Annotated in this window: 26 protein-coding genes and 1 riboswitch; of the genes, 13 read left to right on the forward strand and 13 right to left on the reverse strand. The window is 64.6% G+C overall.

Features of this window, described 5'->3' with window-relative positions:
* Positions 1–16 precede the first annotated feature (16 nt).
* Positions 17–994: an NADPH:quinone oxidoreductase family protein gene (locus CH305_RS07135; RefSeq protein ID WP_032378580.1), complete on the reverse strand. Its 978-nt coding sequence runs from the start codon at positions 992–994 to the stop codon at positions 17–19.
* 173 nt (positions 995–1,167) lie between these two features.
* Here CH305_RS07135 and CH305_RS07140 point away from each other — a divergent pair, with 173 nt between their 5' ends.
* On the forward strand, positions 1,168–1,854 hold the full coding sequence (locus CH305_RS07140) for a dienelactone hydrolase family protein (RefSeq protein ID WP_256983588.1): 687 nt from the start codon (positions 1,168–1,170) through the stop codon (positions 1,852–1,854).
* Positions 1,841–2,749, forward strand: coding sequence for an amidohydrolase family protein (locus tag CH305_RS07145; RefSeq protein WP_094703261.1), 909 nt, complete (start codon positions 1,841–1,843; stop codon positions 2,747–2,749). Before CH305_RS07140 ends, CH305_RS07145 begins: the two co-directional genes overlap by 14 nt.
* Before the next feature lie 22 nt (positions 2,750–2,771).
* Here the strand turns inward: CH305_RS07145 and CH305_RS07150 are convergent, their stop codons facing one another.
* Positions 2,772–3,617: a patatin-like phospholipase family protein gene (locus tag CH305_RS07150; RefSeq protein ID WP_037172468.1), complete on the reverse strand. Its 846-nt coding sequence runs from the start codon at positions 3,615–3,617 to the stop codon at positions 2,772–2,774.
* Between the two features lie 29 nt (positions 3,618–3,646).
* Complete coding sequence (locus CH305_RS07155) at positions 3,647–4,513, reverse strand: alpha/beta hydrolase (RefSeq protein ID WP_094703262.1); 867 nt, start codon at positions 4,511–4,513, stop codon at positions 3,647–3,649.
* A gap of 166 nt (positions 4,514–4,679) precedes the next feature.
* Here CH305_RS07155 and CH305_RS07160 point away from each other — a divergent pair, with 166 nt between their 5' ends.
* Positions 4,680–5,867, forward strand: coding sequence for an alkane 1-monooxygenase (locus tag CH305_RS07160; RefSeq protein WP_094703263.1), 1,188 nt, complete (start codon positions 4,680–4,682; stop codon positions 5,865–5,867).
* Position 5,868: 1 nt separating this feature from the next.
* On the opposite strand, the gene CH305_RS07165 is transcribed toward CH305_RS07160, so the two are convergent.
* Complete coding sequence (locus CH305_RS07165) at positions 5,869–7,071, reverse strand: ATP-binding protein (protein ID WP_094703264.1); 1,203 nt, start codon at positions 7,069–7,071, stop codon at positions 5,869–5,871.
* Positions 7,072–7,299: 228 nt separating this feature from the next.
* On the opposite strand from CH305_RS07165, the gene CH305_RS07170 reads away from it, so the two are divergent.
* Positions 7,300–7,767 (forward strand): alpha-isopropylmalate synthase regulatory domain-containing protein, encoded by a 468-nt coding sequence (locus CH305_RS07170; RefSeq protein WP_094703265.1) that lies wholly within the window; start codon positions 7,300–7,302, stop codon positions 7,765–7,767.
* Between the two features lie 48 nt (positions 7,768–7,815).
* On the opposite strand, the gene CH305_RS07175 is transcribed toward CH305_RS07170, so the two are convergent.
* Positions 7,816–8,331, reverse strand: coding sequence for a hypothetical protein (locus tag CH305_RS07175; protein WP_052058510.1), 516 nt, complete (start codon positions 8,329–8,331; stop codon positions 7,816–7,818).
* A gap of 114 nt (positions 8,332–8,445) precedes the next feature.
* Here CH305_RS07175 and CH305_RS07180 point away from each other — a divergent pair, with 114 nt between their 5' ends.
* The 3 genes from CH305_RS07180 to CH305_RS07190 are packed head-to-tail and all read left to right on the forward strand — an operon-like array spanning position 8,446 to position 11,351.
* Positions 8,446–9,345: a metal-dependent hydrolase gene (locus CH305_RS07180; RefSeq protein WP_094608849.1), complete on the forward strand. Its 900-nt coding sequence runs from the start codon at positions 8,446–8,448 to the stop codon at positions 9,343–9,345.
* Positions 9,342–10,448, forward strand: coding sequence for a PDR/VanB family oxidoreductase (locus CH305_RS07185; protein ID WP_094703266.1), 1,107 nt, complete (start codon positions 9,342–9,344; stop codon positions 10,446–10,448). Before CH305_RS07180 ends, CH305_RS07185 begins: the two co-directional genes overlap by 4 nt.
* Before the next feature lie 12 nt (positions 10,449–10,460).
* On the forward strand, positions 10,461–11,351 hold the full coding sequence (locus CH305_RS07190; protein WP_032402258.1) for an alpha/beta fold hydrolase: 891 nt from the start codon (positions 10,461–10,463) through the stop codon (positions 11,349–11,351).
* A gap of 12 nt (positions 11,352–11,363) precedes the next feature.
* Here the strand turns inward: CH305_RS07190 and CH305_RS07195 are convergent, their stop codons facing one another.
* Entirely contained in the window at positions 11,364–12,299 is a 936-nt protein-coding gene (locus CH305_RS07195) for a zinc-binding dehydrogenase (RefSeq protein WP_094703267.1), read from the reverse strand.
* An 87-nt stretch (positions 12,300–12,386) separates the two neighbouring features.
* Between CH305_RS07195 and CH305_RS07200 the strand changes: the two genes are divergently transcribed.
* The gene (locus CH305_RS07200) at positions 12,387–12,974 is read left to right on the forward strand and encodes a TetR/AcrR family transcriptional regulator (protein WP_032402185.1); all 588 of its coding nucleotides are present in this window, start codon (positions 12,387–12,389) and stop codon (positions 12,972–12,974) included.
* Here the strand turns inward: CH305_RS07200 and CH305_RS07205 are convergent.
* Both CH305_RS07205 and CH305_RS07210 read right to left on the reverse strand, forming a co-directional pair.
* Entirely contained in the window at positions 12,968–14,236 is a 1,269-nt protein-coding gene (locus tag CH305_RS07205; protein WP_094703268.1) for an LLM class flavin-dependent oxidoreductase, read from the reverse strand. The genes CH305_RS07200 and CH305_RS07205 overlap by 7 nt on opposite strands.
* A gap of 1 nt (position 14,237) precedes the next feature.
* Positions 14,238–14,999: a 3-oxoacyl-ACP reductase gene (locus CH305_RS07210; protein ID WP_032402187.1), complete on the reverse strand. Its 762-nt coding sequence runs from the start codon at positions 14,997–14,999 to the stop codon at positions 14,238–14,240.
* A 49-nt stretch (positions 15,000–15,048) separates the two neighbouring features.
* Positions 15,049–15,141: riboswitch (TPP riboswitch) on the reverse strand.
* Positions 15,142–15,246: 105 nt separating this feature from the next.
* On the opposite strand from CH305_RS07210, the gene CH305_RS07215 reads away from it, so the two are divergent.
* On the forward strand, positions 15,247–15,561 hold the full coding sequence (locus CH305_RS07215) for a hypothetical protein (protein WP_094608808.1): 315 nt from the start codon (positions 15,247–15,249) through the stop codon (positions 15,559–15,561).
* Here CH305_RS07215 and CH305_RS07220 read toward each other — a convergent pair.
* From CH305_RS07220 to CH305_RS07230, 3 genes are read right to left on the reverse strand one after another with little or no spacing between them, the layout of a single operon-like run.
* Positions 15,551–16,846 carry an alpha-amylase family protein gene (locus CH305_RS07220; RefSeq protein ID WP_094703269.1) on the reverse strand — a complete coding sequence of 432 codons (1,296 nt, stop codon included), beginning with the start codon at positions 16,844–16,846 and terminating at the stop codon, positions 15,551–15,553. The two genes, CH305_RS07215 and CH305_RS07220, sit on opposite strands and share 11 nt — an antisense overlap.
* A complete protein-coding gene (locus tag CH305_RS07225) occupies positions 16,846–18,024 on the reverse strand; it encodes an alpha-hydroxy-acid oxidizing protein (protein WP_094608810.1) in 1,179 nt (392 codons plus the stop codon). The genes CH305_RS07220 and CH305_RS07225 overlap by 1 nt, the downstream gene beginning before the upstream one ends.
* A gap of 9 nt (positions 18,025–18,033) precedes the next feature.
* Positions 18,034–18,747: a type 1 glutamine amidotransferase gene (locus CH305_RS07230; protein ID WP_094703274.1), complete on the reverse strand. Its 714-nt coding sequence runs from the start codon at positions 18,745–18,747 to the stop codon at positions 18,034–18,036.
* 48 nt (positions 18,748–18,795) lie between these two features.
* Between CH305_RS07230 and CH305_RS07235 the strand changes: the two genes are divergently transcribed.
* Together CH305_RS07235 and CH305_RS28985 are read left to right on the forward strand one after the other, a co-directional pair.
* Entirely contained in the window at positions 18,796–20,769 is a 1,974-nt protein-coding gene (locus CH305_RS07235) for a helicase-related protein (RefSeq protein WP_037151848.1), read from the forward strand.
* A 93-nt stretch (positions 20,770–20,862) separates the two neighbouring features.
* Positions 20,863–21,018, forward strand: coding sequence for a DUF6131 family protein (locus tag CH305_RS28985; RefSeq protein WP_094608853.1), 156 nt, complete (start codon positions 20,863–20,865; stop codon positions 21,016–21,018).
* Positions 21,019–21,279: 261 nt separating this feature from the next.
* Here CH305_RS28985 and CH305_RS28990 read toward each other — a convergent pair whose 3' ends face one another.
* Complete coding sequence (locus tag CH305_RS28990; RefSeq protein ID WP_155289226.1) at positions 21,280–21,441, reverse strand: hypothetical protein; 162 nt, start codon at positions 21,439–21,441, stop codon at positions 21,280–21,282.
* On the opposite strand from CH305_RS28990, the gene CH305_RS07245 reads away from it, so the two are divergent.
* The gene (locus CH305_RS07245) at positions 21,440–22,198 is read left to right on the forward strand and encodes a GTP pyrophosphokinase family protein (protein WP_052058511.1); all 759 of its coding nucleotides are present in this window, start codon (positions 21,440–21,442) and stop codon (positions 22,196–22,198) included. The genes CH305_RS28990 and CH305_RS07245 overlap by 2 nt on opposite strands.
* A gap of 71 nt (positions 22,199–22,269) precedes the next feature.
* On the opposite strand, the gene CH305_RS07250 is transcribed toward CH305_RS07245, so the two are convergent.
* A complete protein-coding gene (locus CH305_RS07250) occupies positions 22,270–23,889 on the reverse strand; it encodes an MFS transporter (RefSeq protein ID WP_256983590.1) in 1,620 nt (539 codons plus the stop codon).
* Between the two features lie 81 nt (positions 23,890–23,970).
* Here CH305_RS07250 and CH305_RS07255 point away from each other — a divergent pair, with 81 nt between their 5' ends.
* Positions 23,971–24,537, forward strand: a complete 567-nt coding sequence (locus CH305_RS07255; RefSeq protein WP_032402259.1) for a TetR family transcriptional regulator — start codon at positions 23,971–23,973, stop codon at positions 24,535–24,537.
* Positions 24,538–24,698: the final 161 nt, after the last annotated feature.

Here is a 24,698-nt window from a genome sequence, read left to right on the forward strand (position 1 = left end):
CAGCCCGCACACCCGATCACAGACTGAAGTCGAGCACCACTTTACCTGCGGCAGTGCGGTTTTCCAGTGACGCGATGGCCGCAGCGGCATCGGCAGCCGGGAACACAGAGGGCTCGGGAGCGACGAGCGAACCGTCGGCGAGCAGCGGTTCGATCTCGGCCCACTGGGTGGCAAGGTAGCCCGGCCGCGTCATCCACCACGCGCCCCAACCGACGCCGACGACATCGACGTTGTTGAGCAGTAGCCGATTCACCTTCACCGTCGGAATCTCACCACCGGTGAAGCCCAGCACCAGAATTCGACCCGACGGTGCGAGCGATCGGATGCTGTCGGTGAACCGATCGCCGCCCACCGGATCCACGACCACATCGACGCCGCGTCCGCCGGTCAGTTCCTTGACCGCGTCCTTCCACCCGTCGACGAGAACGACGTCGGTGGCTCCGGCGGAGCGGGCGATGTCGGCCTTGGCCTCCGAGCTCACGACGGCGATCACCCGGGACGCACCGAGCACCGGAGCCATCCGCAGCGCGGAGGTTCCGATACCGCCGGCGGCACCGTGCACCAGCACCGTCTCGCCCGCCGCCAGCCGGCCGCGTTCACGCAGTGCGAAGTGCACCGTCAAGTCGTTGAACAACAGCCCAGCCCCTGCAGTGAGCGATACCGACTCCGGGAGTGCGAACACCGTATCGGGTGAGACCACGGCGACCTCGGCCATACCGTCGCTCAAGCCCGTCAGCGCCGCGACGCGATCGCCTGCCGAAAAGCCGGACTCCGCCGGAGCCGACCGGACGACACCGGCGATCTCGCTTCCGGGAACGAACGGCAATTCCGGCTTGTACTGGTACAGCCCACGGGTGAGCAGCGCATCGGGAAAGGCGACGCCCGCGGCATGGACCTCGATGACCACCGACCCGTCGCGCGGGGCAGGTTCGTCGATGTCCACCACGCTCACCGAGTCGGGTCCGTCGAGGCTGGAGATCTGTACCGCGCGCATGAATGGTCCTCTCGGTCGGGATCGTTCCCTGCACGCCACCGTACAAAACAGCCGAACTCACCGCGGCTACCGGCATGCGGTACCGGCTGGCCGAATGGGTCATTCCGCAGGCTCCACTCCTGCATTACTGGGTCATTCCGCAGGCTCCACTCCTGCTGTGCTCCAATCGAAGGGTGAACACCACTCCCCTCACCGTCGTCCAGTCCGACGGAACCGCCCGCGGCGGCGTCATCGTCATCCAAGAAGCCTTCGGCGTCACCGACCACATCGTCGACGTATGCAATCGGGTAGCGGCCGCAGGGTGGGTCGCGGTCGCTCCGCATCTGTTCCACCGGCAGGAGGGCGTCACCGTGCTCGACTACTCGGACATGGACTCGGCCATGGCGGCCATCGGGAAATTGAAGGCGGACGAAGTGGACTCCGACGTGGACGCGGCGGCGAGTGCGCTCGCCGAACTCGGATTCGAGCCCTCGTCCATCGCGATCGTCGGCTTCTGCATGGGCGGCACTGTCGCGTTCCATACCGCTGTCCGACGGCAACTCGGTGCGGCATCGACGTTCTACGGAGGTGGAATCACGAAGGGCCGCTTCGGTTATCCCGCGATGGACTCGGTGGGCGACGCACTCCAGACACCCTGGCACGGATTCTTCGGAGATCTGGACGAGGGCATTCCGTTCCAGGACGTCGAGACGCTGCGCGAGATCACCGCGACGGCCCCGGTCGACACCGAGATCACCCGTTACGCCCACGGCAAGCACGGGTTCCACTGCGACGACCGCCCCGCCGTGTTCGACGCCGACGCCGCGGCCGATGCCTGGGGCAAGACTCTCGAGTGGTTCGACGCCCATGTCGCACGCTGAACAACCGCGCTCCGACGCCGAACTTCTCGAAGAGACGGAACGCATCGTCGCCTTCTGGACCGAGCTGTCGTTGCCCGGCCTGTTCGACGTCCACACACACTTCATGCCGAAGAACGTGATGGACAAGGTGTGGAGCTACTTCGACAGTGCCGGGCCGTTGACCGGCAGCGTGTGGCCCATTTCGTATCGCTTTGCCGAAGACCGACGACTACAGGTCATTCGCGGGTTCGGGGTGCGCAAGTTCACCTCGATGATCTACCCGCACAAGCCGTCGATGGCGGCGTGGCTCAACTCGTGGGGTGCCGATTTCGCGGCGCGTACTCCCGACTGCCTGCAGACCGCTACCTTCTACCCCGAGGACGGTGCCGCCGAGTACGTCGAGCAGGCATTGACGAACGGTGCCCGAATCTTCAAGTCGCACATCCAGGTCGGCAACTACTCACCGAACGATCCCTTGCTCGACGGCGTCTGGGGCGCGCTCTCGGACGCGCAGGTACCCGTGGTGATCCACTGCGGCTCCGGTCCGGCACCCGGCACCCACACCGGACCGGAGCCGATTGCCGCACTGCTGCAACGGTTCCCCGCGCTCCCGTTGATCATCGCGCACATGGGCATGCCCGAGTATGTCGACTTCCTCGACCTGGCCGATCGCTACGAGAACGTTCGACTGGACACCACGATGTCGTTCACCGACTTCTCGGAGGCGGGCGCACCGTTTCCGAGACACGAGCTGCCACGGCTACTCGATCTACAGAATCGCATTCTGTTCGGCAGCGACTACCCGAACATCCCTTACCCGTATCTGCACGCCCTGCAGGCGGTGCGCCGACTCGACCTGGGAGACGACTGGGTTCGCGCAGTGTGCTGGGAAAACGGGGCCGCACTGTTCGGCTGAGCGCCCAGGGCAGAGCAGTTCTCTAGACCCAGAACTCGGCGATACGCTCGGCGATGGCATTGCCCTGCGCTCGTCCGGCCACGGCTGCAGCGGATCGGACGGCGACGTCGGTGGCGTCGGGGCCGATTGCCGCCGACGAATCGGCGTCGGGTGCAACCACTTCCACCTTCGAGCCACCCTTGACCAACCGCTCTCGTTCGATGTCGAAGGGATCGTGCTCCAGGTCGAGTGCGCCCACTCTGAACACCAGCACCTTCTCGAAACCGACTGCCAGATCCGCGTTTTCGCTCGCGCGGATACCTCCGTCGACGTAACGATGATCACCGATCGTCACCGGGGGCCACATTCCCGGGATGGCGCAGCTCGCAGCCACCGCATCGACCAGCTGAACGCCCGAGCCACGATCGAGTACCCGATGCCGGCCGGTCAGCGCGTCGACGGTGACGATCCGCAGGTCGCGGATCGGCCATGAGTGCGACGGCAGCCGTCGCTCGATGATTGCCCTGCGCTCACGCTCGGTGATCGTCGAGGCCGCCAGCGCCTCGCTGCCGATGCGACGGCGAGTGTCGATGGCACTTCCGTCCGAATTCTGGGCCGCCCGAGCCAGCATGGAGACCAGCTCGTCGATGGTTGCCTCGGCGTGCGGCTCGTCGTCCTGTTTCGATTCGTCCGCCTGACGCTCGAACAACTCGGCCAACGTGGCACCACTCGAGATCTGCGCTGCCACCGAGGAGCCTGCCGATGTTCCCAGCAGCATCTCGGCATCGGTGACGTCGGCTCCGGATTCCGCCAATCCCAGTAGGACACCCGTCTGCCACGCAATACCTGCGACTCCGCCGCCGCCCAATACGAGTGCTCGCCTGGTCATGGCCTTACTCCCTTCATCGAAAAGATCCGTCAGGAACTTACAGCGCTGGTCTGTACTCGCGGACGCAGCCAGGCGATGAGGTCGTCGAGGACGCGCTCCTTCTCCGGTTCGTTGAACACTTCGTGGAACAGCCCGTCGTACTTCTTCAGGGTCAGGTCGTCGGATCCGGCCAGCTCGGCGATGAGTTCGCTGCCGGAGACATCGGCCAATCCGTCCGCGGTTCCGTGCTGAAGCAACACCGGGATCGTCAGCGACGGCAGGCGCGCCGGGAAACTGTCACCGGCACCGAGCATCGCTGCGGCCAGGCCCGCCGAGACACTGCCGTGGTAGCCCAACGGATCGGAAACGTAGGCGTCGACGACGTTCTTGTCCCGCGAGACCAGGTTGGGGTCGAGCTTCAGTACGGGAGCGGCCGGTACCAAGCGGCCGAGGATCTTGCCCACCGCCACCAGGGCTTTCGGTTGCCCGACGCTGGGAACCACTGCTGGGCCGGACAGCATCAGCCCATCGAGGTCGGCCTGATGGTCGAGGGCGTAGGACAGTGCGATCGCGCCGCCCATGCTGTGGCCGAGCAGGAAAGTGCGCTTGTTCGGGTACTCGTCGGCTGCGATTCCGAACAGCGTGTGCAGGTCGTCGGTGAAGTCGGACCACTTCGCCAATGCCACCCGCTTGCCACCGGAGCGCCCGTGCCCGCGGTGATCGGGCGCGTAGACGACAAGGCCGAGAGAGCCGAGCCGTTCGATGACGTGCCGGTACCGGCCCGCGTGCTCGGCCAGGCCGTGGGCCAGCACGACAACCCCGGTCGGTGTGTTCTCGGCTGCAGTCTCAGGGGTCCAGACGTCGTAGACGATTCGGGTTCCGTGGACTCCGGTGAACGACGAATCGACATGCTTCATGCGGTCACCGTACAAGGGTGGCGGGTCGTGCGACGGCCCATCGGCGAACCCGCAAAGATTCGCTCGAGTAACTATCCTGGCCGAGCGGGCGATGTCATTGTGAGACGCCACTACCTCCGAACCTCCGCCCGAGGTTCGGCCACAAACCAGGAGTTACGAATCCAGAATGCGTGATCAGTCCGCCACCAGCACGTCGCCTCGGTGGCGCGACCCCAAGCGCTACCTGTGGCCGCTGGGATTGACGATTCCGTTGAGTCCGTTCCTGGCCTGGGGTCTGGTGACCCTCCTCGGTCCCGGCGCTTTCTGGACCCTCGGCCTGATGATCATGGGCATCGCGTTGCCCCTGGTGGACAAGTTCGCCGGTGTCGACCGCAGCAATCCCCCCGACGAGGCCATCGCTGCGCTGGAGAAGGACCCCTACTACCGGTGGTGCGTCTACCTGTTCCTGCCGCTGCAGTACGCGGGACTCGTTGCCGCCTGCTACCTGTGGGCGCACGGGCCGCTGGGGGTTCCCGAGCGAGTCGGCCTGGCCATCACCGTCGGCATCGTCGGCGGAGTCGGCATCAACGCCGCCCACGAACTCGGCCACAAGCGTGCCCGCCTCGAACGATGGCTCTCCAAGGTGACGTTGGCACAGACTCTGTACGGCCACTTCTACGTCGAACACAATCACGGCCACCACCTCCGCGTTGCCACCCCGGAGGATCCGGCATCGGCGAAGTTCGGCGAGTCGTTCTGGAAGTTTCTGCCGCGCACCGTCGTGCACGGCCTGCGATCGGCCTGGGAGCTCGAATCCCGACGCCTCGCCCGGCAAGGCCTGTCGCGGTGGTCGCACCGAAACAATCTGTTCAACGCCGCGGCCATGAGCGTCGCACTGTTCGGCGTACTGATCGCCGTCTTCGGCACCGTGATCGTGCCGTATCTGGTGCTGCAGGCCGCGATCGCCATCGTTCTGTACGAGGCGGCCAACTACCTCAAGCACTACGGGCTGTTGCGGCGGAAGCGGCCCAGTGGGCGATACGGCAAACCGACTCATCGGGACAGCTGGAACAGCGATCACCTCTGGAGCAATCTGTTTCTGTACCACCTGCAGCGACACAGCGATCATCACGCGAATCCGGTGCGCCGCTACCAGGCCCTGCGCACCGTCGACGAGTCCCCGCAGCTACCGGCCGGGTACGCCGTGATGATCTTCTGCTCGCTGGTTCCGCCGCTGTGGCGCAGAGTGATGGATCAGCGACTGATCGATTTCTACGGCGGTGACGCGGACCTCGTCAACGTCGATCGCTCCGACCCGAGGGCAGTGCGGAAGCTCGAGCAACTGTGCGTCGAGCGAGCCGAGGCGCACCGATAGTTCACACCGCCGCGGGTTCGTCGGTCTGCGCGCGCAGATAGCGACCGAAGTGCGGCACCGTGAATGCGATGGTGCCGCGCTCGGCCGAGTAGATCAGGCCCTTCTTGATCAGGCCGTCGCGGGCCGGGGACAGTGACGCCGGCTTGCGCTTCAGTTCGGTCGCCACGGCCGAGGTCGGCACCGAGCCGTCGTCCACCGACAGTTCGGCCATCGCGCGCATGTATTCACGCTCGGCAGGCGTGGCGCGTTCGTAGCGAGAACCGAAGAATCCGACGGCCAGTTCCTCTTCCGCCGTCGGGGCGGCGACGCGTACGTCCTCGACGGTGATCGGGGTGTCGGCCGCAAGATCCCAGGTCGCCTTGCCGTAGGCCTGGACGAAATACGGGTAGCCGTCAGCGGCCGCGTACAGCGCGTCGAGGGCGTCGGGGGTGAATTCCACGTCCTCTCGATCGGCCGGTGCGATCAGCGCCAGGTCGGCCGCGGCTCGTTCGAGCCGACCGATCCGGTGGTAGCTGAACAGGCGCTCGGAGTAACTCTTGGATGCCGACAGCACCGCAGGCAGGTGCGGCAAACCGGCTCCGACGATGATCAGCGGGGCGGCGTCCTGACTGAGTTCGTGGCAGGCCGCACACAGCGCGGAGATGTCTGCGGGCCCGAGGTCCTGCATCTCGTCGATGAAGATGGAGATGCCCACGCCCACGTCGCCGGCCAGCGCGGAGGCGTCGAGCAGCAGTTCGACGAGGTCGATCTCGATGTCGCCGGAGTCGGCGCGGCCGGTCTTGGCCGGGACGTCGATGCCTGGTTGCCATCGCTCCCGCATGCCCTTGTCGGCGGTGGAGCGCAGAGCGAAGGCCTTGAGCACCCCGAGGAATTCGTCGACGCGTTCGGGATCGCGATGCGAGGCCGCGATACCGCGGACCGCCATGTGCAGGGCCGAGGACAGCGGTCGACGCAGTTCCTGGTCCGGGCGGGCCTCGATCTTCCCGGTTCCCCATCCGCGGGCGATGGCTGCGGACCGGAGCTGATTGAGCAGCACCGTTTTCCCGACGCCCCGCAGACCGGTGAGAACGACACTGCGCTCCGGTCTGCCGCGGGTGATGCGTTCGAGCACCACATCGAAGGCGTCGAGCTGCTTCTTTCGGCCTGCGAGCTCGGGTGGGCGCTGGCCGGCGCCGGGAGCGTAAGGGTTACGCACGGGGTCCATGGGGCCAAAGTTACAACGAGTCGTGCGATATATGCGGACATCTAGCTCGTGTCCTAGAGATCTGTATTCACTCGATACTTGCGCGCGGCTGCGACGAAGGACTACTTTCTGGGGTGTGAAGCGCATTCTCGTAGTACGCCGCCGTAGCGGGGTCTGATTCGGACCGACCCCTCGCTGCGGGTCGTCGTGCTCTCTCGGTCCTCCCTTCACATTCGGAAGACCATCCTCATGAATGCACTTGCTTCTTCTTTCGCCACAGATCCCTTCCATGCCCGTTTCGGCTGCGCCCTACCGCGCACGATGCGCGACGAGATCACCTGGCAACACAAGTCGTGGGCGAATTTCACCGAACGCTTCTCACCCACCACCGGACCGCTCCGACTGGGGTCGTGGACTGCCTGCAGGGCACCTGGTGGCAGGACCGAATTCGACGCCACCTTCGGTATCGGCGACACCATCATCAACTGTGCCGCAACGACATACGGGCCGATCGAGGCACTGTCGTCGATGTTGCACGATGCCGGATTCCGCATCGAGATTCTCTCGTTCCACCAGCAGAGCATCGGTTCGGAGACGGCCACATTCGTGCTGGCCGAGCGTGACGGTCGACGCGAATGGTCGATGGGCATGGATGCCGACGCGACCCTGTCGTCCATCAGGGCAGTCATCGCCGGCGCCAACCTTCTGGATCGGTAGCACTTTCTTCGCCTGTCTAGCATTCGTGCAAGACAGGCGAAGATCTCGCTAGGGCATCTCGATCGTCTCGGCTCGGTGGACCTCGGCCAATGCGCGGCGCAGGTAGGTCTCGGCCCTGGCGCGGCGCACCGCAAGTAGGTCAGCGACCACCAACAACGCGTGCCCCGGACGGGGCCTGGAGCGGGATTGCTCTTCCGTGTCTGCGACACCCAGGGCTCCGGTGAGCACTTCGACGAACCCGGCGATATCCAGATTCGGCAGCCAGTGCGCACCTCGTACGGTGCGGCCGAGCACCTCCTGGACGTTCTCGCCGGTCAATCCGTCGCTATATACCTCTTCCAGCAACGTGCGTACCATTTCGGCATGCACGTGACCGGCTTGCGCCGAGTCCGAGCGGCCCAACAGCTCGACGGCGTCGTCGAACGCGATCGGATCCCCCGCCGCAACAGCGGCCAGGGCATCGTTCGTGGCATCGGCGATCCGTCGAACCTCGGCCGGCCACTCGGCAGGCCACGTGATGGGGACGGTGCTCGGGGGAACTGCCGCTGGGGAGGGGTCGGTCATTGCAGAAGTCTCTCATTCGCGACCGACATGGTTCCTTTTACCTGTAACCGGTGTTTATACTAAGTTGCGCTCTGTGGCATCGGCCACACACGCGGAGTGGAGGAGGTGGACTCGATGAGCCAACGGAAGACTGTTGCATCGGATCCCGGCGAAGTGATGCTGCAAGCCAGGAACGTCAAGTTCGACTGGAGCGATCTGCCGATGCACTGGGTGCCGGGCGATCCGTACACCACGCACGTTCTCAACGTGCTGCACCTGTTGCTGCCCGCAGGCGAGCACTGGTTCGTGGACACCTTCAAAGAAGCTCTGCCGTACATCGACGACGAGAAGCTGCGCGACGACGTCATCGGTTTCATCGGGCAGGAGGCCGTTCACGCCGAGGCGCACACCGGCGTGCTCGTGCACCTGCAAACCAAGGGCCTCGACCCCACACCGTTCACCGACCAGATGGAGTGGGCCTTCGGCAAGGTCCTCGGATCCGACTCGGTGACCAGTCTGCGATCGAAGAACAACCTGGTCGAACGACTGGCTCTGATCGCCGCCATCGAACACGTGACGGCATTTCTCGGCGACTGGGTGCTCAACGCCGACGGTCTCGACCGCGCGGGCATCCACCCCACCATGCTCGACCTTCTGCGCTGGCACGGTGCCGAAGAGGTCGAGCATCGCTCGGTCGCCTACGACACGCTCCGCTACTTCGACAAGCGCGAAGTTCGTCGGCTGCGCACGTTCGTGGTCGTCGTGCCGTTGATGGCGTACATCTGGATGCGCGGGATCATCTTCTTGATGAAGAACGATCCGGAGCTGCAGTCGGCACCGAAATCCGTACGCAAGCCGCGCTCGGCACTGTGGAGAAAGTCGGTCCGCCGCGGCACCCTGCCCGCGCTGACGCACGTCGGCCGCAGCATGTCGCGCTACCTCAAGAAGTCCTACCACCCCAGCCAGGAAGGCTCCACTGCCCAGGCCGTCCGGTACCTGGCGTCCTCCCCGGCCGCGCAGGCTGCGGCGAGGTGAAGCTCACCTCACGCCGCGTCCCACGGCTGCTCCCCAAGGATGCACCGCCGGATCTGCGCGGACGCGGACGCCCGGATCGTTCGATGCAGCTGCTAGGCACATTCCTCAACGGGTACATGCAGGCGGCTGCCGGCGCGGAGTACAACGATGCCGTCGCCGGACACAATCCCGATTCCGCGTTGCGATTGGTCGTCACAGAACGCGAGATCGTCGCCGAGGACAACGATGTCGCTGCCCTCACCCTCGCGTCGCCGACGGGCGAACAGCTCCCGATCTGGCATCCGGGCTGCCACCTCGATCTGCACCTACCGTCGGGTCGCCGTCGGCAATACTCTTTGTGCGGCAACCCATCCGACCGTAGTTCCTATCGCATCGCGGTGCGCCGAATCCCCACCGGCGCAGGCGGGTCCATCGAGATGCACGGACTGCAACCCGGCACCGAGGTCACTGTTCGCGGTCCCCGCAACGGTTTTCCCTTCGTCGGCGACGGCAGTGCACTCTTCATCGCCGGCGGGATCGGAATCACTCCCATCATCGCGATGGTCCGTGCCGCACGGATTCTCGGCATGGACTGGCAGTTCGTCTACTGCGGTCGCTCCCGCGACACGATGCCCTTTCTCGACGAGATCGAGAGCTGGGAATCGGACCGCGTGTTCGTCCGGACCGACGATGTACACGGATACCCCGGTGAGGGCGAACTGCTCGAGCGCGCCCCAGCCGGCGGTGCCGTCTACTGCTGCGGCCCCACCCCCATGCTCGACGCCGTCCGCCGCGACTTCCGTCAGTCCCCGGCCACCGCACTGCATTTCGAGCGCTTCGGCCCGCCGCCGATTCTCGACGGCCGACCCTTCGAGGTGCAGCTGATCAGCACCGGAGCCGTGCTCGACGTAGCCGCCGACGCCTCCGTATTGACCGCGGTCAAGGAACAGAAGCCCAATATCGCGTACTCGTGCCAGCAGGGCTTCTGCGGTACCTGCAAGGTGCGTGTGCTCTCCGGTGAGCCCGAGCACCTCGAAACGCGATTGACCCCCGAAGAGCAGCGCGATCACATGCTCATCTGCGTCTCCCGCGCACGCAGCGGGCGTCTCGTACTCGATCTATAGAACGGAAAATTGTTGAGCAGCAATGCGGTTCGTACGACGGTCGTCAACGAAGGAATTCGGTTGGCGGTGTTCGAGAGCGGAAACCCGAACGGCGATCCGATCGTCCTCGTGCACGGCTGGCCCGATACTCACGAACTGTGGAGTCACATCGTGCCCCAGCTCGAGGATCGCTTCCGGGTGATCAGCTACGACTCCCGCGGAGCCGGCGAGAGCACGGTGCCCACCGAGCAGTCGGCGTACAAATTGGCGCGGCTGGCATCGGACTTCTATGCCGTTGCCGATGCGGTCAGCCCCGATGCTCCCGTTCACGTGCTCGCTCACGACTGGGGTGCCGTGGAGGTATGGGAGGCGGCAGCTCAACCGCAGGCGAAGGACCGAATTCGTTCCTACACATCGATTTCGGGACCCAATCTCGACCATCTCGGTAAGTGGTCGCAGTCGCGGCTCCGCAAACCCACTCTCACCGGCATCAAGCAGGTCCTCGCCCAGACACGGGCGTCCTGGTACACCGTCACCTTCCACATCCCCGGCCTGTCGACGCTGCGGATCAAGCGACAGTTCGCCAAGGGTTGGCCGGCGTTCCTCCAGGAGTTCTCGGGAGTCGACCCGAAGCTCGTCACCCAGAACTCCACTCTGTGGTCGGATGCTACCAACGGCACCAATCTGTATCGGGCCAACATCATTCCGCTGCTGACCAATCCGCGGGATCGATACATCGACATCCCCGTTCACCTCATCGTCAACACCGAGGACGTCGCGGTGCGTCCGTACCACTACGACGACACCGGCAAGTGGGTGAAGAACCTCACGCGCAACGACATTCCGGCGGGGCATTGGTCGCCGATCTCCCATGCCGACGACATCGCCAGACTGACAAAGGAATTCATCGACTCGCTGGGCTGATGGGCTGGTGGGTCAGGGGACCAGTACCAGCTTGTGACGGTTGCGTGGGGCTCGCTCCCATGCACTCGCGACCTCTGCCAGTGGCACATTCTCGTATTCCACTGCGATCCGCCCGCTGACGGCCCAGTCGGTGAGGGTGCGATACGCCTGCGAGGTTGCGTCGGGTCCGTAGTGCATCGGCATGAATCCGACGATGCTCGCCCCGAGTGATCGCAGGAGCTGCGCAGGAACGGCGACCTCGGCACCGGCTCGGTCGCCGATCTGCACCAGACGAACGAGCCGGTTGCCGGCACGTAGTGCGGCCAGAGCGACTGCGCCCCAGGTGTAATCGACGATCACATCCGCGCCGGAGGATGCCTGCCGAATGGCCGTGCTCAGCTCGTCGACGCTCCTCTCACCGATGGCAACCGTCGCCGTGGCCCCGAGATCACGGGTGGATTCGAGTGCGGCCTCATCGCGCCCCACGACCGTGATCGATCCTGCGCCGAGTAACCGCGCAGCCTGAACCGCGAGGCGGCCGACCACCCCGGTACCTCCGAGGATCACCACGTTCTCCCCTGGCGTCATGCGACCCCCATGGGTCAGTGGCATCAGCGCCGCAAGGCCGGCATTGCCCAGCGTCGCGGCGGTCGAGAAGTCCAGTCCGCACGGTAGTTCGACAAGCGACGACGTCCGTACCAACGCCTGCTGAGCCATCGAACCGTAGGGCGAGACCGGCAGGGAGAAATAGACGCGGCGACCGTCCTGCGTCGTACCCGCGCCTTCGATGCCGCTCACAGTCGGCAGCGACCGAGGGCTCAGGTAGTGCGTGCCCGCGGCGATGACGATGTCGACGGCATTGAGCGTCGCAGCCGCCACGTCGATCACCTCAGAACCCTCTACAGCTGCTGGGTTGTCGTGGTCCGTGTATGTCGGTACCCCGAATTCGGTCAGAACTACTGCTTTCATATCCGGCCCTTCGACGAATTATCATTCAGTGAATCTGGATTCAGTGTGTAACGTGACTGCTGAGATGTCAACAGGAAGGGAACAGCGGTGGCAGCCACTGGTCGCGCACAACAGGCCGAGCAGACTCGAATCGAACTCGAGAATGCCGCCCGCACCGTCTTCGCCCGGTCCGGGTACCTCAACACCAAGATCGTCGACATCACCCGCGAAGCAGGCCGGGCCGCAGGGTCGTTCTACAACCACTACTCCGGCAAGGACGAGCTGCTGTTGGCCCTCGCCGAGCAGATCGGTGAGGACGCCGACGTCATCGTCGCGGCGCAGGATCCTTCCGCTCGCGATCACCCCACCATGCGTCCGCATCTGGAGGTCTTCTGGCAGTTGCTCACACGGCACCGGGTCGTGATCGATGCGCTTCGAGACGCCGCACTGGTGAGTCCCGAGTTCGCCGAACGGGTACAGAGATTCACGCAGGTCCAGTTCGAGCCCTGGGTCGAACGCCTCGGCACCTTCGAGAAGGCAGGAGTCGAGCTACCGGCGTCCCCCGCCACCACTGCGGTGCTGATCGGCGGTGCGGCGGAGAATTTCGCCCGGCTGTGGCAGGGCTCGCCCGAGGACGGTCTCGACGCTCTGGTGACGTTCGTCGATCGGGGAGTCTTCGGGCCGGCCGCTCAGTGAGCGAGGTGCCCGCGAAGCGTCGACGAGGTGTAGTCCGCACGAAAGAGACTGCGCTGCTGCAGAATAGGGACCACTTGATCGACGAAGTCGGTGAGCGAGTCCGGGTAGCGCGGGCACATCAGGTTGAATCCGTCGGCACCGCGACCGATCCACGATTCCATCTCGTCGGCGATGGACTCCGGCGTGCCGATCATGGTGGCGTGCCCGCCCCCGGCCGCCAGGGTGCCGAGCAGTTCCCGCACGGTGGGAGCGTCCTTCTCGATGATCCGCAGAATCGTCTCGTAGCGACCCTGCGGTCCAGTGAACTCGGCGGCCGGCGGTAGCGGCGGCACCGGTTCATCGAGTTCCCAAGCAGCACAGTCCTGTCCGGTGAAGGTCGACAACATTGCCAGCGACTGCTCGGTGGGGAGCAGCCGATCCAGTTCGGCCTTCTTGCGTCGAGCCTCGTCCATCGTCGATCCGATGTACGTCACCAAACCCGGCATGATGCCCACGGCTGTACTGTCGCGGCCGGCTCGATCGATTCTCGACTTCACGTCGTCGTAGTAGCTTTGCGCTGCAACGAGATCGTAGGCGACGGCATAGATCGCCTCGGCGTACTTCGCAGCGAGATCACGACCCGGCCCCGACGCCCCGGCCTGGAACAGCACCGGCCGACCCTGCGGTGAACGCGGCACCGTCAACGGGCCGTCGACGCGAAAGTGTTTGCCGTCGTGATCGATGGCATGCACCTTGGCCGGGTCCGCATACGCTCCAGCGCGATCGAGCGTCAACGCGTCGGCATCCCACGAATCCCACAGCGCCAGTGCAGTATCGACGAACTCTTCGGCGCGAGCATAGCGCTCCTCACGAGCCGGGATGACATCCATCCCGTGATTGCGTGCCTCGGCGTCGAACATGGAGGTGACGACGTTCCAGCCCGCCCGGCCGCTGCTGATGTGATCCAACGACGCCAGCATGCGCGCGGCATGGAACGGGGTGTAGAACGTCGAGGACACGGTGGTGACCAGCCCGATATGGGTGGTCGCTCGTGCCATGGCCGACAGCGCGGTGATCGGTTCGAGAAACCAGGTCCCTGCCCCGGCCGGGTCTCGAACCGAATGTCCGTCGGCGAAGAACACCGCGTCGAACTTGCCCCGCTCGGCGAGCTGGGCAAGTTCCTCGTAGTACGAGATGTTGCCCAGGTCCTCCACTCGTGAATCGGGATGACGCCACGCCGCGCTGTGGTGGCCGCAGCCGTAGAGAAACGCGTTCAGGTGCATGTCAGTCCTTGACCAGGCCGCCGTCGACGACGAGATTCTGACCGGTCACCGACCGCGCCCAGGGCGAGGCGAAGAACAACAGGGCGTCGGCGAACTCCTCCGGGGTGGTGACCCGTTGCAGCGGGGTCGAGGCCGCGATGAAATCGAACACCTCGGCCGGGGTGGCGGCACTGGCGTCGGTGGTGCGCAGCAATCCACCCGAGACCATGTTGACGGTGATGTTGTCTGCTCCGAGGTCCGCGGACAGAGTGCGGGTCAGCGAGAGCAGTGCGGCCTTGGACGCGGTGTAGTCGTGGTACGGCACCACCGGATTCTGGAACAAGTTGGTGCCCACGTTGATGATTCGGCCGAAGCCCACCTCACGCATACCCGGCAGCGCCGCCTGGGTGGTGAGCAACGCTGCACGGACACTGCCGCGCAGCTGAGCGTCGAAGCGGTCCCACGTGATGGTGTCGGCTTTGGGCCTCGCATCACCGTCGAACGAGAAGTCGGCCAGTGCGTTGTTGACGACGGTGGTGATCGGAGTGCCGAAATGCTCACGCGCCGAGTCGAACACCGTGGCCACCGCACGCTCGTCGGTCACGTCGCCCTGAACCGCGAAAGCATTTCCGCCGAGGCGGTCGGCAAGCGCTTCGGCGGCTTCTTTGCTGGTGCGGTAGTCGATCACCACGCGTGCGCCCTCACCGGCGAAAGCAGCGGCAATCGCTGCTCCCAGTCCGCGGCCGCCGCCGGTGATCAACACTGTCTGCTCGTCGAATTTCATGCGCCTCGCCTCTCGTTCGAGGTCGGGACCGTCACGAGGGACAGGAAATACCGAAACGTCACGACATTCCCTTCGCTGGTCCTAACCAGATCAGGTTCGACGGGTGTGTTCTCAGCCCCTGGGGGCACCCCGTGTCGCGCTCGACTGTACCCACCGGTCTCGGTAGGGCAATGCATTGCCGTCTATACAACTCTCTAGCGCAAGTGATAGATAGCCGAATGCAGCGATGACAAGTTACTGTGCCGCCATGGCCGAACGCGACTACCTGGAGTATCGCCTCGACGAGAACGTGATTTTTGTACTCGACCACCGCACGGTCGAAGCGTTCGACGCCGCCGTGAGGACCGCAGCCGGTGGGCGCTGTCGATGGCACGTGGATCAGCTCGGCGTGGACGCGAAGCCGACGCGAGACGGCACCAAGATCGTCCTCGGTCTGCGTGCATCCGACGGCAGCATCGGCTACTCGGGCGACCGAATGAAGTTCACCGTGACCGACGAACAGCTGCCGCATCTGCTGGCGTTCTTCGACCGCGCGAAGGCAGCCAGGACCCTCAGCCGATGACGGCCCAGCCGTGCGGCGGAACGCTCACCCGGCCGTCGTTCAGGTGCGCCTCACCGGCCAGTACTTCGCTACCCTGAGCCCGGTATTCGATGGCATCGTCGCCGAGGTTGAGCGCCACCGTCATCGAATTGTCTTCCCCGGACACGCGGTAGAGCAGCGCCGTGTTGGTGAGCTCGAGCGTCTCGGTGCGCGCGGAGTACAACCATGGATTACGACGCCGTACTCCGATCAACTCCTGATGCACGCGATAGACCGGCCAACCGTACGGGGCCAGATCGTCCGGGGATTGTGGATACTCGGGACGCACGTCGTCGTCACCGCCGACGCGATCTTCCTTGATACCGCGGAACGCCTGTTCGTCGCCGTAGTAGATCATCGGCATCCCACCCACGGTGAACAGAACCACCAACGCGTGCAGCAGATGTCGCTCGTCCTCCACTACGCTGGCAATGCGATTGACGTCGTGATTTCCGACGAACGTGGCGGGCACGAACGCGTCGAGCCACCCGTTGTGACGTTCCAGAGCATGCGAGAGCTCGAAGAAGTTCTTCTCGCTCAGGCCACTCCAGATCGCCTTCCACAGTTCGTACTGGGTAACCGAGTCCAGCGTGGAGGCGGAGACGATCCGGTCGTAATCACCGTGGATTACCTCGCCGAGAAAGTATGCATCCGAATGCTTCTCGCGAACCTTCGGCAGCACCGCGGCCCAGAAGCGTGGCGACACAGCGTAGGCAGCGTCGAGCCGCCAGGCGTCGACGCCGCGCTCGAGCCAGTGCGAGAGCACGTCCACGACGTACTCCTGCACGTGCGGGCTCTCGTGGTTGAGCGCGACCAGTTCGTCGTGGCCCTCGAAGTTTCGGTGCGTCGGCGTATCCCCGGACCAGTCGAGGTGGAACCACTGCGCGGCCTCGGAATCAGGCCCCTCGGCCAGGGCCTGCCGAAACTTCGGAAAGCTCTGCGCCACATGGTTGAAGACACCGTCGAACATGACCTTCAGGCCCCGACCGTGTGCAGCAGCGATCAAGGAGTCGATGTCCTCGTCGGTGCCGAGCCTGCCGTCGACGTGGAAATAGTCGACCGTGTCGTAGCCGTGCTTCTCGGATTCGAAGATCGGACCGAGGGCAATTCCCGACGCGCCGAGCTCGAGTGTGTAGTCGAGCCACTTCTCGATTCTGTTCAGCCGGTGCAGATCCGACTGCGATTCACCGTCCCAGCCGTGCACCGGCGCACCGGTGAAGCCGAGCGGGTACAGGTGCCACCAGATTGCGTGCTTCGTCCACTCCATCAGGACTCCAAGATCGAGTCGAGGCCCAGTTCGCCGGCACCGGTGTGACCCGACAAACTCGTTACCAGGTCGAATTCGGCTAGCAGACAACGCAATACGTGTGCAACACCTTCTTGCCCACCGAGCGCGAGACCGTACAGGAACGGCCGGCCGAGCAAGACCGCATCCGCTCCGAGCGCCAGCGCTTTGGCCATATCGGCACCGGTGCGTACACCGGAGTCGAACAGGATCGTCAGATCGTCGCCCACAGCCTCGACGATGGACGGCAACGCGTCGAGTGACGGTCTGGCACCGTCGATCTGACGACCGCCGTGGTTCGAGACCACGATGCCGTCGACTCCGTGCGCTGCTGCTTCACGGGCGTCGCCGACGGTGCAGATTCCCTTGAGCACGATCGGCCCACTCCAGTGCTCCCGCAGGAACGCCAGGTTCTTCCAGGACAAGCCGGGATTGGGGAACATCTGCGCCCAATGCATCGCGGCGGCAACAGGATTCTCCTCGACGGGCTGCGCCAGTCCGGCCTGGAACGCCGGATCGGTCAGGTAGTTCTCGATGCCGAGGTTGGCGAGGAAGGGAAGGTACCCGCGGTCGAGATCGGCAGGCCGCCAGCCCAGCAACGTGGTGTCGAGAGTCAGCACCAAGGTGGTGAACCCGGTGGCCTTCGCGCGCTGCAGGAAACTCAGCAGTACAGATTCGTCCGTCGGCCAGTACAACTGATACCAGCGCGGAGCGTCTCCGCCTGCCTCGGCGATCTGCTCGAACGAATGCGATGCCTGTGTCGAATGGATGTACGGCACACCGAGTTCCGCAGCCGCTCGAACCGTCGCGAGCTCACCGTCGGGATGGGCGAGAGTCTGGATGCCGACCGGCGCAATCAGCAGCGGAGCCGGCATATCGGTGCCGAGCACGGTGCATGCGTGATCACGCGAGGCCGAACTGCGGAGCATGCGCGGCGTGATGGCCCATTTGTCGAACGCCGCCCGGTTCGCCCGCGCCGTCGATCCGCTGCCCGCGCTGGCGACGATGTAGCCCAACGCCTCGGGCGAAAGCTTCTCGGCAGCTTGGTCCTCCAGCCGTGCCAGGTTGGTGGTGATCGGCGGTGTCTGCTGGGCGAACATCCCGGCGGCGTAGATGCCGAGTTGGTGATCGCTGAAGTTGCTGGGCCTGGCCTCGGTCATCGTTCGACCCTACCGGGGCACCGCCGAGGATCGGGCGAAAAAGGCGTCCAGCAGAGCCGAGCACCGCGCCCGAGCTGCCAGTTCCGCGTCGGCGATCTCTCTCCTGATCTCGTGCACGTCGACCCCGTGTTCGACGCCGTCGCGGTCCCACGCGGCCGCCCACGCGTCGTAGGTGTCGAGGTCGATCTCGGGGTGGAACTGCAACCCGAGGTGCGGGCCGCAGACGAAGGCCTGTTGCGCGGCATCGTTCCGGGCGATCACCGTGGCCTGCGCGGGAGCGGTGAACGTATCGCCGTGGAACTCCATCCACGGTCCGGGGGCGATGAGCTCGGGCTCGGACGTCTCTACGTCGACGAATCCGTACTCGGGATGCTCGGACTTGCGGACGGTGCCGCCGAGTACCCGCGCGAGCAGCTGCCCGCCGAAGCACACACCCAGAACCGGGACCTGCGCATCGATCGCGTCCTGTACGTACGCAATTTCCGGCGCGAGCCACGTCAGCGTGTCGTCGTACGCGGCATCGGGTGAGCCCATGACCACCACCAACTGCGCGTCGGACAGCAGCGGTGGTGCGACATCGGGGCTGTGGTCGAAGGAGTGCACGTCCAACTGGAAACCCCTGGTGCGCAATTCGGCAGCGAGAGTGCCGATGTCGCGTCGCGCAAGGATCGGATCCTGATCGTGGACGAGTACTACGGCGCGCGGGTGGTTCGGGTATGTCACAGGGCTCCTTTACGGTGTTCGTGCACACCGTACGACAGACTGGATCCGATGCCACCTCGTAGACGCACCGCCCGATCCACCACTGCCCGCACCGTCAAGGCCGGGCAGAGCAGTGCCGCGCGAAAGTTCGCGGCCGCGAAGAACGGCGAGCCCGCCGCTGCACAGAAGAAAGCTGCCCCGAAGAAGGCCGCTGCTCCGAAAAAAGCAGCACCGCGCAAGAGAGCAGCCCCGCGCAAGACCTCACCCCGCAAGTCGGCCGCACCCGATCTGCGGGTTCCCGATCCCGGCGAGCGCGTCTGGGTACTGGACGTGCCGTTCGAGGATCGATCGGCAGCGGGTGCAGCCGGGGCACGGTGGTATCCCGGGCCTCGGGTGTTCGCGTACTACGGCACCGAGTTGCCCGAGTATCTGCAGCCCTACGAGTCGACGCCGTACAGCCTGCAGCGGTGGCTCGAGGACGATGCCAACGATGTGTGGCGCGACGAGATGGTTCGGCAGCGGGCGATGCAGCCCCGAGAAACTCAACTCGAATCCGTACGACGGCATCTCGCCGCGCTCGACGCGGGATTCCCGTACTTCGCGCAGATGGATTCGACGGGTCTGGGCAAAACGTTGGCGGTGTGCGAGGCCGTTCGGCAGATGTCGGCGGCAGAGATCGGGACCGTACTGGTAGTTGCGCCCAAAGGCGCGTTACCGGGATGGCGTCGCACCATCGCCGACAGCGAGGCCGACATCGAGCCGTCCGATCGCAAGCGCTGGCTGCTGATCACCTATCAGTCGACGAAGAAGCTGCTGTCGGTTCCGCCCGAGACCGATCTGGGCAAACGTAAACGGACACAGAACAAACGGACCATCTCGCTCGGTGAGCTGCGATTCGACATCGATGTGGTGATCGCGGACGAATCGCACGCGCTGATGAACATCGAATCCCAGCAGTCGCAGATCCTCTGGCGGTACCAGGAGGCGGCCCGCTCGGTGGTGTGGATGTCTGCGACGCCCGGCTATCAGCCGCTGCACTTCGCGTACATGGCTCGCGCGGTCGAGCGCAGCCGCGGGGTCGAGATCCTGGGTGACGACGAATATCTCGGTTATGCGGTGACGATGAAGTGGGCGGAGTTCCTCATCGAGTCCGGGTTCTCCGTCAAGGCAGGCAAGGCCACGACCGGTTTGACCACGTGGCGGTGGGAGCCGGAGGACGCGTCGAAACGGGCCCGCGACATTGCGTCGGTGCACGGTTGGTTGTCGGGAGGTGCCGTGCCGTGGTCTATTTCGCGGCCGTCGCCGCCGACTCCGCGGGAACCACTCGGTCAGGAACTCACCGCAGCGCAGAAGCGGCTGTACAACGCCGCGTGGGTGGACTACCGCAAGGAGGTGGGCCTGCCGAACTGGAAAGCCGTCGGTGGAAAGCGAGTGCTGCAGAAGAACCCCAGTACCCGGGCCGCGACGCTGCGATTTCGCCAGAAGTGTTCGTATCTGCGCATTCCCGCGTCGGCTGACCAGGTGCGGACGTGGGTCAAGGCCGGCAACCAGGTGTTCGTCTCGATGTTCTACCGAGAGTCGGTCGCGGCACTGGCGCAGACTCTGCGGGACGAGGGACTCGACGTTGCAGTGGTCGACGGCAGCATGAGCAGCCCCGAGCAGGAGGCGTCGATCAGACGCTTCCAGACCGGGGCCGCGTCGGTCATCGTCTCGACCACCACCAGCGCAATCAACCTGCACACCAACGAGTTACTGCTCCCCGAAGGGGAGGTGTCCACTCTCGCCCCGCGCGTGACGCTGATCCACGATCCTCGGTGGACACCCATCGACATCAGACAGATCGAGGGCCGCGCCAACCGCATCGACAAGGACCACAACCACACGACGTCGACCTGTTACTACGGTTACGCCGAGGGCACCGTGGAAGAGGAAATGGTGCTCACCGGTATCGAACGTATCGCTGACCTGGGATCGATCGTCGGGCAGTCGGATCTGATCGACCCGGAGGCATTTCTCGCAGCGAAAGTGGATGCCGGAAAATAGCGACAATTGTGACCATTCCTCTATCTCGGTGGCGTAGCTTCGGTCCTATCGGCATCCGCCGGTACCGGGCTCACCCCAACTTCAGGAGTGGTCATGATCGTTCTCGGAATTATCCTCGCCCTCATCGGCTATTTCGCCGGCATTTCAATTTTGACGACTGTCGGCATCATCTTGGTGGTCGTCGGCGCAGTTCTGACGGTGCTCGGTTCGATGGGGCGCGCAGTCGGTGGCCGCAAAACATGGTTCTGACTGCGCGTTAGAACATACGTTCGATTTCTGCTAGTGTGAATGCGCCCCCGGAGTTGGCGACGCAGCCAGCCGAGCCACTTCGGGCGGTCCATATCGAGCGGTAGACATTGTCGAAGGCGGTTGCGCGCGATGGCATCCGGCGAGCGCGATACCGACCCGGTTGCCGGATCGCTCTACCGCGTCGGCGATCGGTGGGCCGAACGAGCACCTACCCACTGCACCAACGGCCACCCACTCGTCGCCGGCTCGGTGCTGGTGGGCTCACGTGCGTGCTCGTGCGAGAGAGGGCATCACCGCACGCATCAATGTCAGAGCTGTGGTCTCGTGCGTTTCACCCCGGAACTCGGTCCGACGTGCAGTGATGCCAGCTTCGATTCCCGCGCCGCGCGCGCTCGGCCCGCCGTCGTGGACAATCGTGGTCATGAGCGAGGTCATGAAGAACGGTGAGACTGCGGTCGACCTGGGTCGACTGAGACAAGATTTCACGCGATTCATGATGAGCTACAAGTTCGGGATCGACGAGCTGATCACGAAGATCAACATCTTGAAGCAGGAATTCACCCACATCCACCGGTACAGCCCCATCGAGCACGTCTCGTCGAGGCTCAAGACACCCGAGAGCATCTTCGACAAGGCTCAGCGGAAGAAGTGCGCGCTGACGCTCGACGCCATTCGCGAGAACATCCTCGACGTTGCCGGTGTCCGCATCACCTGCAGCTTCATTTCCGACACGTACCGCATCGCGGACATGCTCAGCAGTCAGACCGACATTCGAGTCGTCGAGGTCAAGGACTACATCGCGAACCCGAAAGCCAACGGCTACAAGAGTTTGCACCTCATCGTCGAAATCCCGGTCTTCATGTCCGACCGCGTCCAACCGGTACTGGTCGAGCTGCAGATCCGCACGATTGCCATGGACTTCTGGGCGAGCCTCGAGCACAAGATCTTCTACAAGTACCGCGGAGAGATTCCGCCCACTCTGCAGGCCGAACTGGCCGAGGCCGCCGAGAGCGCGAACAAGCTCGACGAGAAGATGGAAAGGCTGCACGACGAGGTGACGGAGCTGAACGGCGATGCCGACAACTCCATCACCCTCGGTTCGTTGCCTCCGATGGCCGTGCCGCCGGAGTTGTTGCACATGCTGCTCACCGCGCAGGCCGACGCAATCGACCCGGACTGAGCGCACGCCTTCGAAGGACACAACCCCGCTGCTCGACGGGTGAGCAGCGGGGTCTGTGTGTCCAGCGAGAGCTATCCGATATGCACCGGGGTGTCGCCGACGGGCAGGTCGTCCTTCTTCGCTCGGACGAGTCCCAGCACCACCGGGCACACCAGCGCGACCAGAATCGCGGCAGTTCCGAAGGCCCAGGCGTAGCCGGAGACCTCGGCCGCGAACGCGTGGTCGATGGTGGCGAGCACGAAGTTGCGGATCGGCTCCGGGAGCGAGGCCAGTACTTCGGCGCTGGGGATCTCCTGGCCCGCGAGAGCTTCCGCAGGAACTCCGGCGGGCGGAGTCGGTGCCGGGTTGTCGGCCAGGTACGAGGTCTTGGACGAGGTGTAGACCGTGGTGAACACTGCCGCGCCGAGAGCGCCACCGACCTGCAGCGTGGCGTTGATCAGCGCAGATGCGGCACCCGCGTCGTGATCGGCGACCCCGATGAGCGCGACGTTCTGCATCGGCACCATCAGCAGGCCGAGACCGAGACCGAGCAGCACGACGCCGGGCAGCACGTGCGTCCAGTACGAGGTGTCGACGCCGATCTGCGTCAGCAGGAGCAGGCCGATCGCCGAGACGACGGGACCGACGGCCATCAGCGGCTTGGGTCCGATCTTCGGCACGAGTGCGGACGCGAGCGCTGCGGTGATCAGGATTCCGCCGGTCATCGGGAGTGACGCGACACCCGCGATCACCGGGCTCATCTCGAGCACGATCTGGAAGTAGAACGTGAGGTACAACGTGCCTCCGAGCAGGGCAGCACCGATGACGGCCGAGCCGATGTACGCGGCACCGCGGTCACGGTCGAGCAGCACGCTCAACGGCAGCAACGGGTTGGCGGACTTGGATTCGACCACGACGAACGCGGCCAGCAGAGCCAGGCCCAACACGATGAACGAGATGGTGGGTACCGTCGCCCAACCGTTTTCGGCTTCGGTGAAGCCGTAGACCAGCGATGCCAGACCCAGAGCGACGAGGATCGCGCCGGGCAGGTCGTAGCGGGTGTCTCCGTGTGCCTTGCTCTCTTTCACCAGCGGCACTGCTGCGGCGATGGCGATCACTGCGACCGGGATGTTGACCAGAAGGCACCAGCGCCAGTTCGCGTACTCGGTGAGCACGCCGCCGAGAAGCAGACCGACGGCTGCGCCGCCGCCGGCGATCGCGCCGAAGACACCGAACGCTTTGGCGCGCTCTTTGGTGTCGGTGAAGGTGACGGTCAGGATGGCCAGTGCTGCAGGTGCGAGCAGTGCAGCGAAAACACCCTGGCCGGCGCGCGCGATGAACAGCTGCCAGCCTTCCTGGGCAAGTCCACCGATGGCGGAGGCAACGGCGAAGCCTGCCATGCCGACGATGAACGAGCGCTTGCGTCCCCAGTAGTCCGCAATGCGACCGCCGAGCAGCAGCAACGCACCGAATGCCAGAGCGTAGGCGGTGATGACCCAGGTGCGGCTGGTGTCACTGATGCCCAGGTCTATCTGCGCCTGCGGTAGCGCGATGTTGACGATGGTGCCGTCCAGCACGATCGTGAGCTGCGTGATGGCGACGATGCACAGCACCAGCCATCGGCGCTCGTAGTTCGGATTCAGATCCGGCGCTTCGCGCTCGGAGTGCTGCGACATGTTTCTACCCCACTCGTACTCGTTGATTCTGGGCACGAAAAATGTCCCGATCAGAAAGGTAAGCCACTCGGCACCGACTGTCAAACGAACTAGTTGGTTGGGGGTATGGTGGCCGCCATGAAACCTGACGCCAGCGCGACCCGCGCCCGCATCGTCGCCGCCGCCCGTGGCGAGTTCTCGGTGCACGGACTGGCCGGAGCTCGAGTCGATCGGATCGCGGTTGCGGCCAAGGCCAGCAAGGAGCGCCTGTACGCATACTTCGGCGACAAAGAAGCCCTGTTCCGCGCTGTGGTCGAGGACGGGTTCGCGCGGTTCATCGAAGAAGTACCTTTCTCCATCGACGACCTCGGCGGGTATGCGGCACGCGAATACCTGCATCTCGCAGCACATCCCGAGGAACACCGCCTACTTCTGTGGACCCAGCTCCAGGGCGGTATGGCAGCATCGGGCACCGACGACATTCACTCGGTCATCGCGGAGCGGCGCAACGCCATGGCCGCCGCCCAACGAGACGGACTGATCTCCGACGCCTTCACCGTCGACGACCTGATCACCATGATGTTCGGCATCACCTCGGCCTGGATGACCGCGCCGAGCAGAGCCTGCGAATCCGCCGACGACGCCGAGATTCAGCGCAGGGCGTCGAAAATCGAGGCCGCCGTGCGACGACTCTGCACTCCGTAGTCTTGTCTACCGATCTCTAGCGCTGTTGCAAGAGTCTCGAATATCGGGGTAGCTGCCGCGTTCGCTCAATGTCAAGCTGTCTGGAGTCGGTTGTTGTTGATTCCGACGGTTGCGGGCGGTTGTGGTGTGCACGGGCGGCGGCGGAACCTCTCGGGGTGTCG

The organism is Rhodococcus sp. 15-649-2-2 (assembly GCF_002258645.1).
Classification (GTDB): Bacteria; Actinomycetota; Actinomycetes; order Mycobacteriales; family Mycobacteriaceae; genus Rhodococcoides.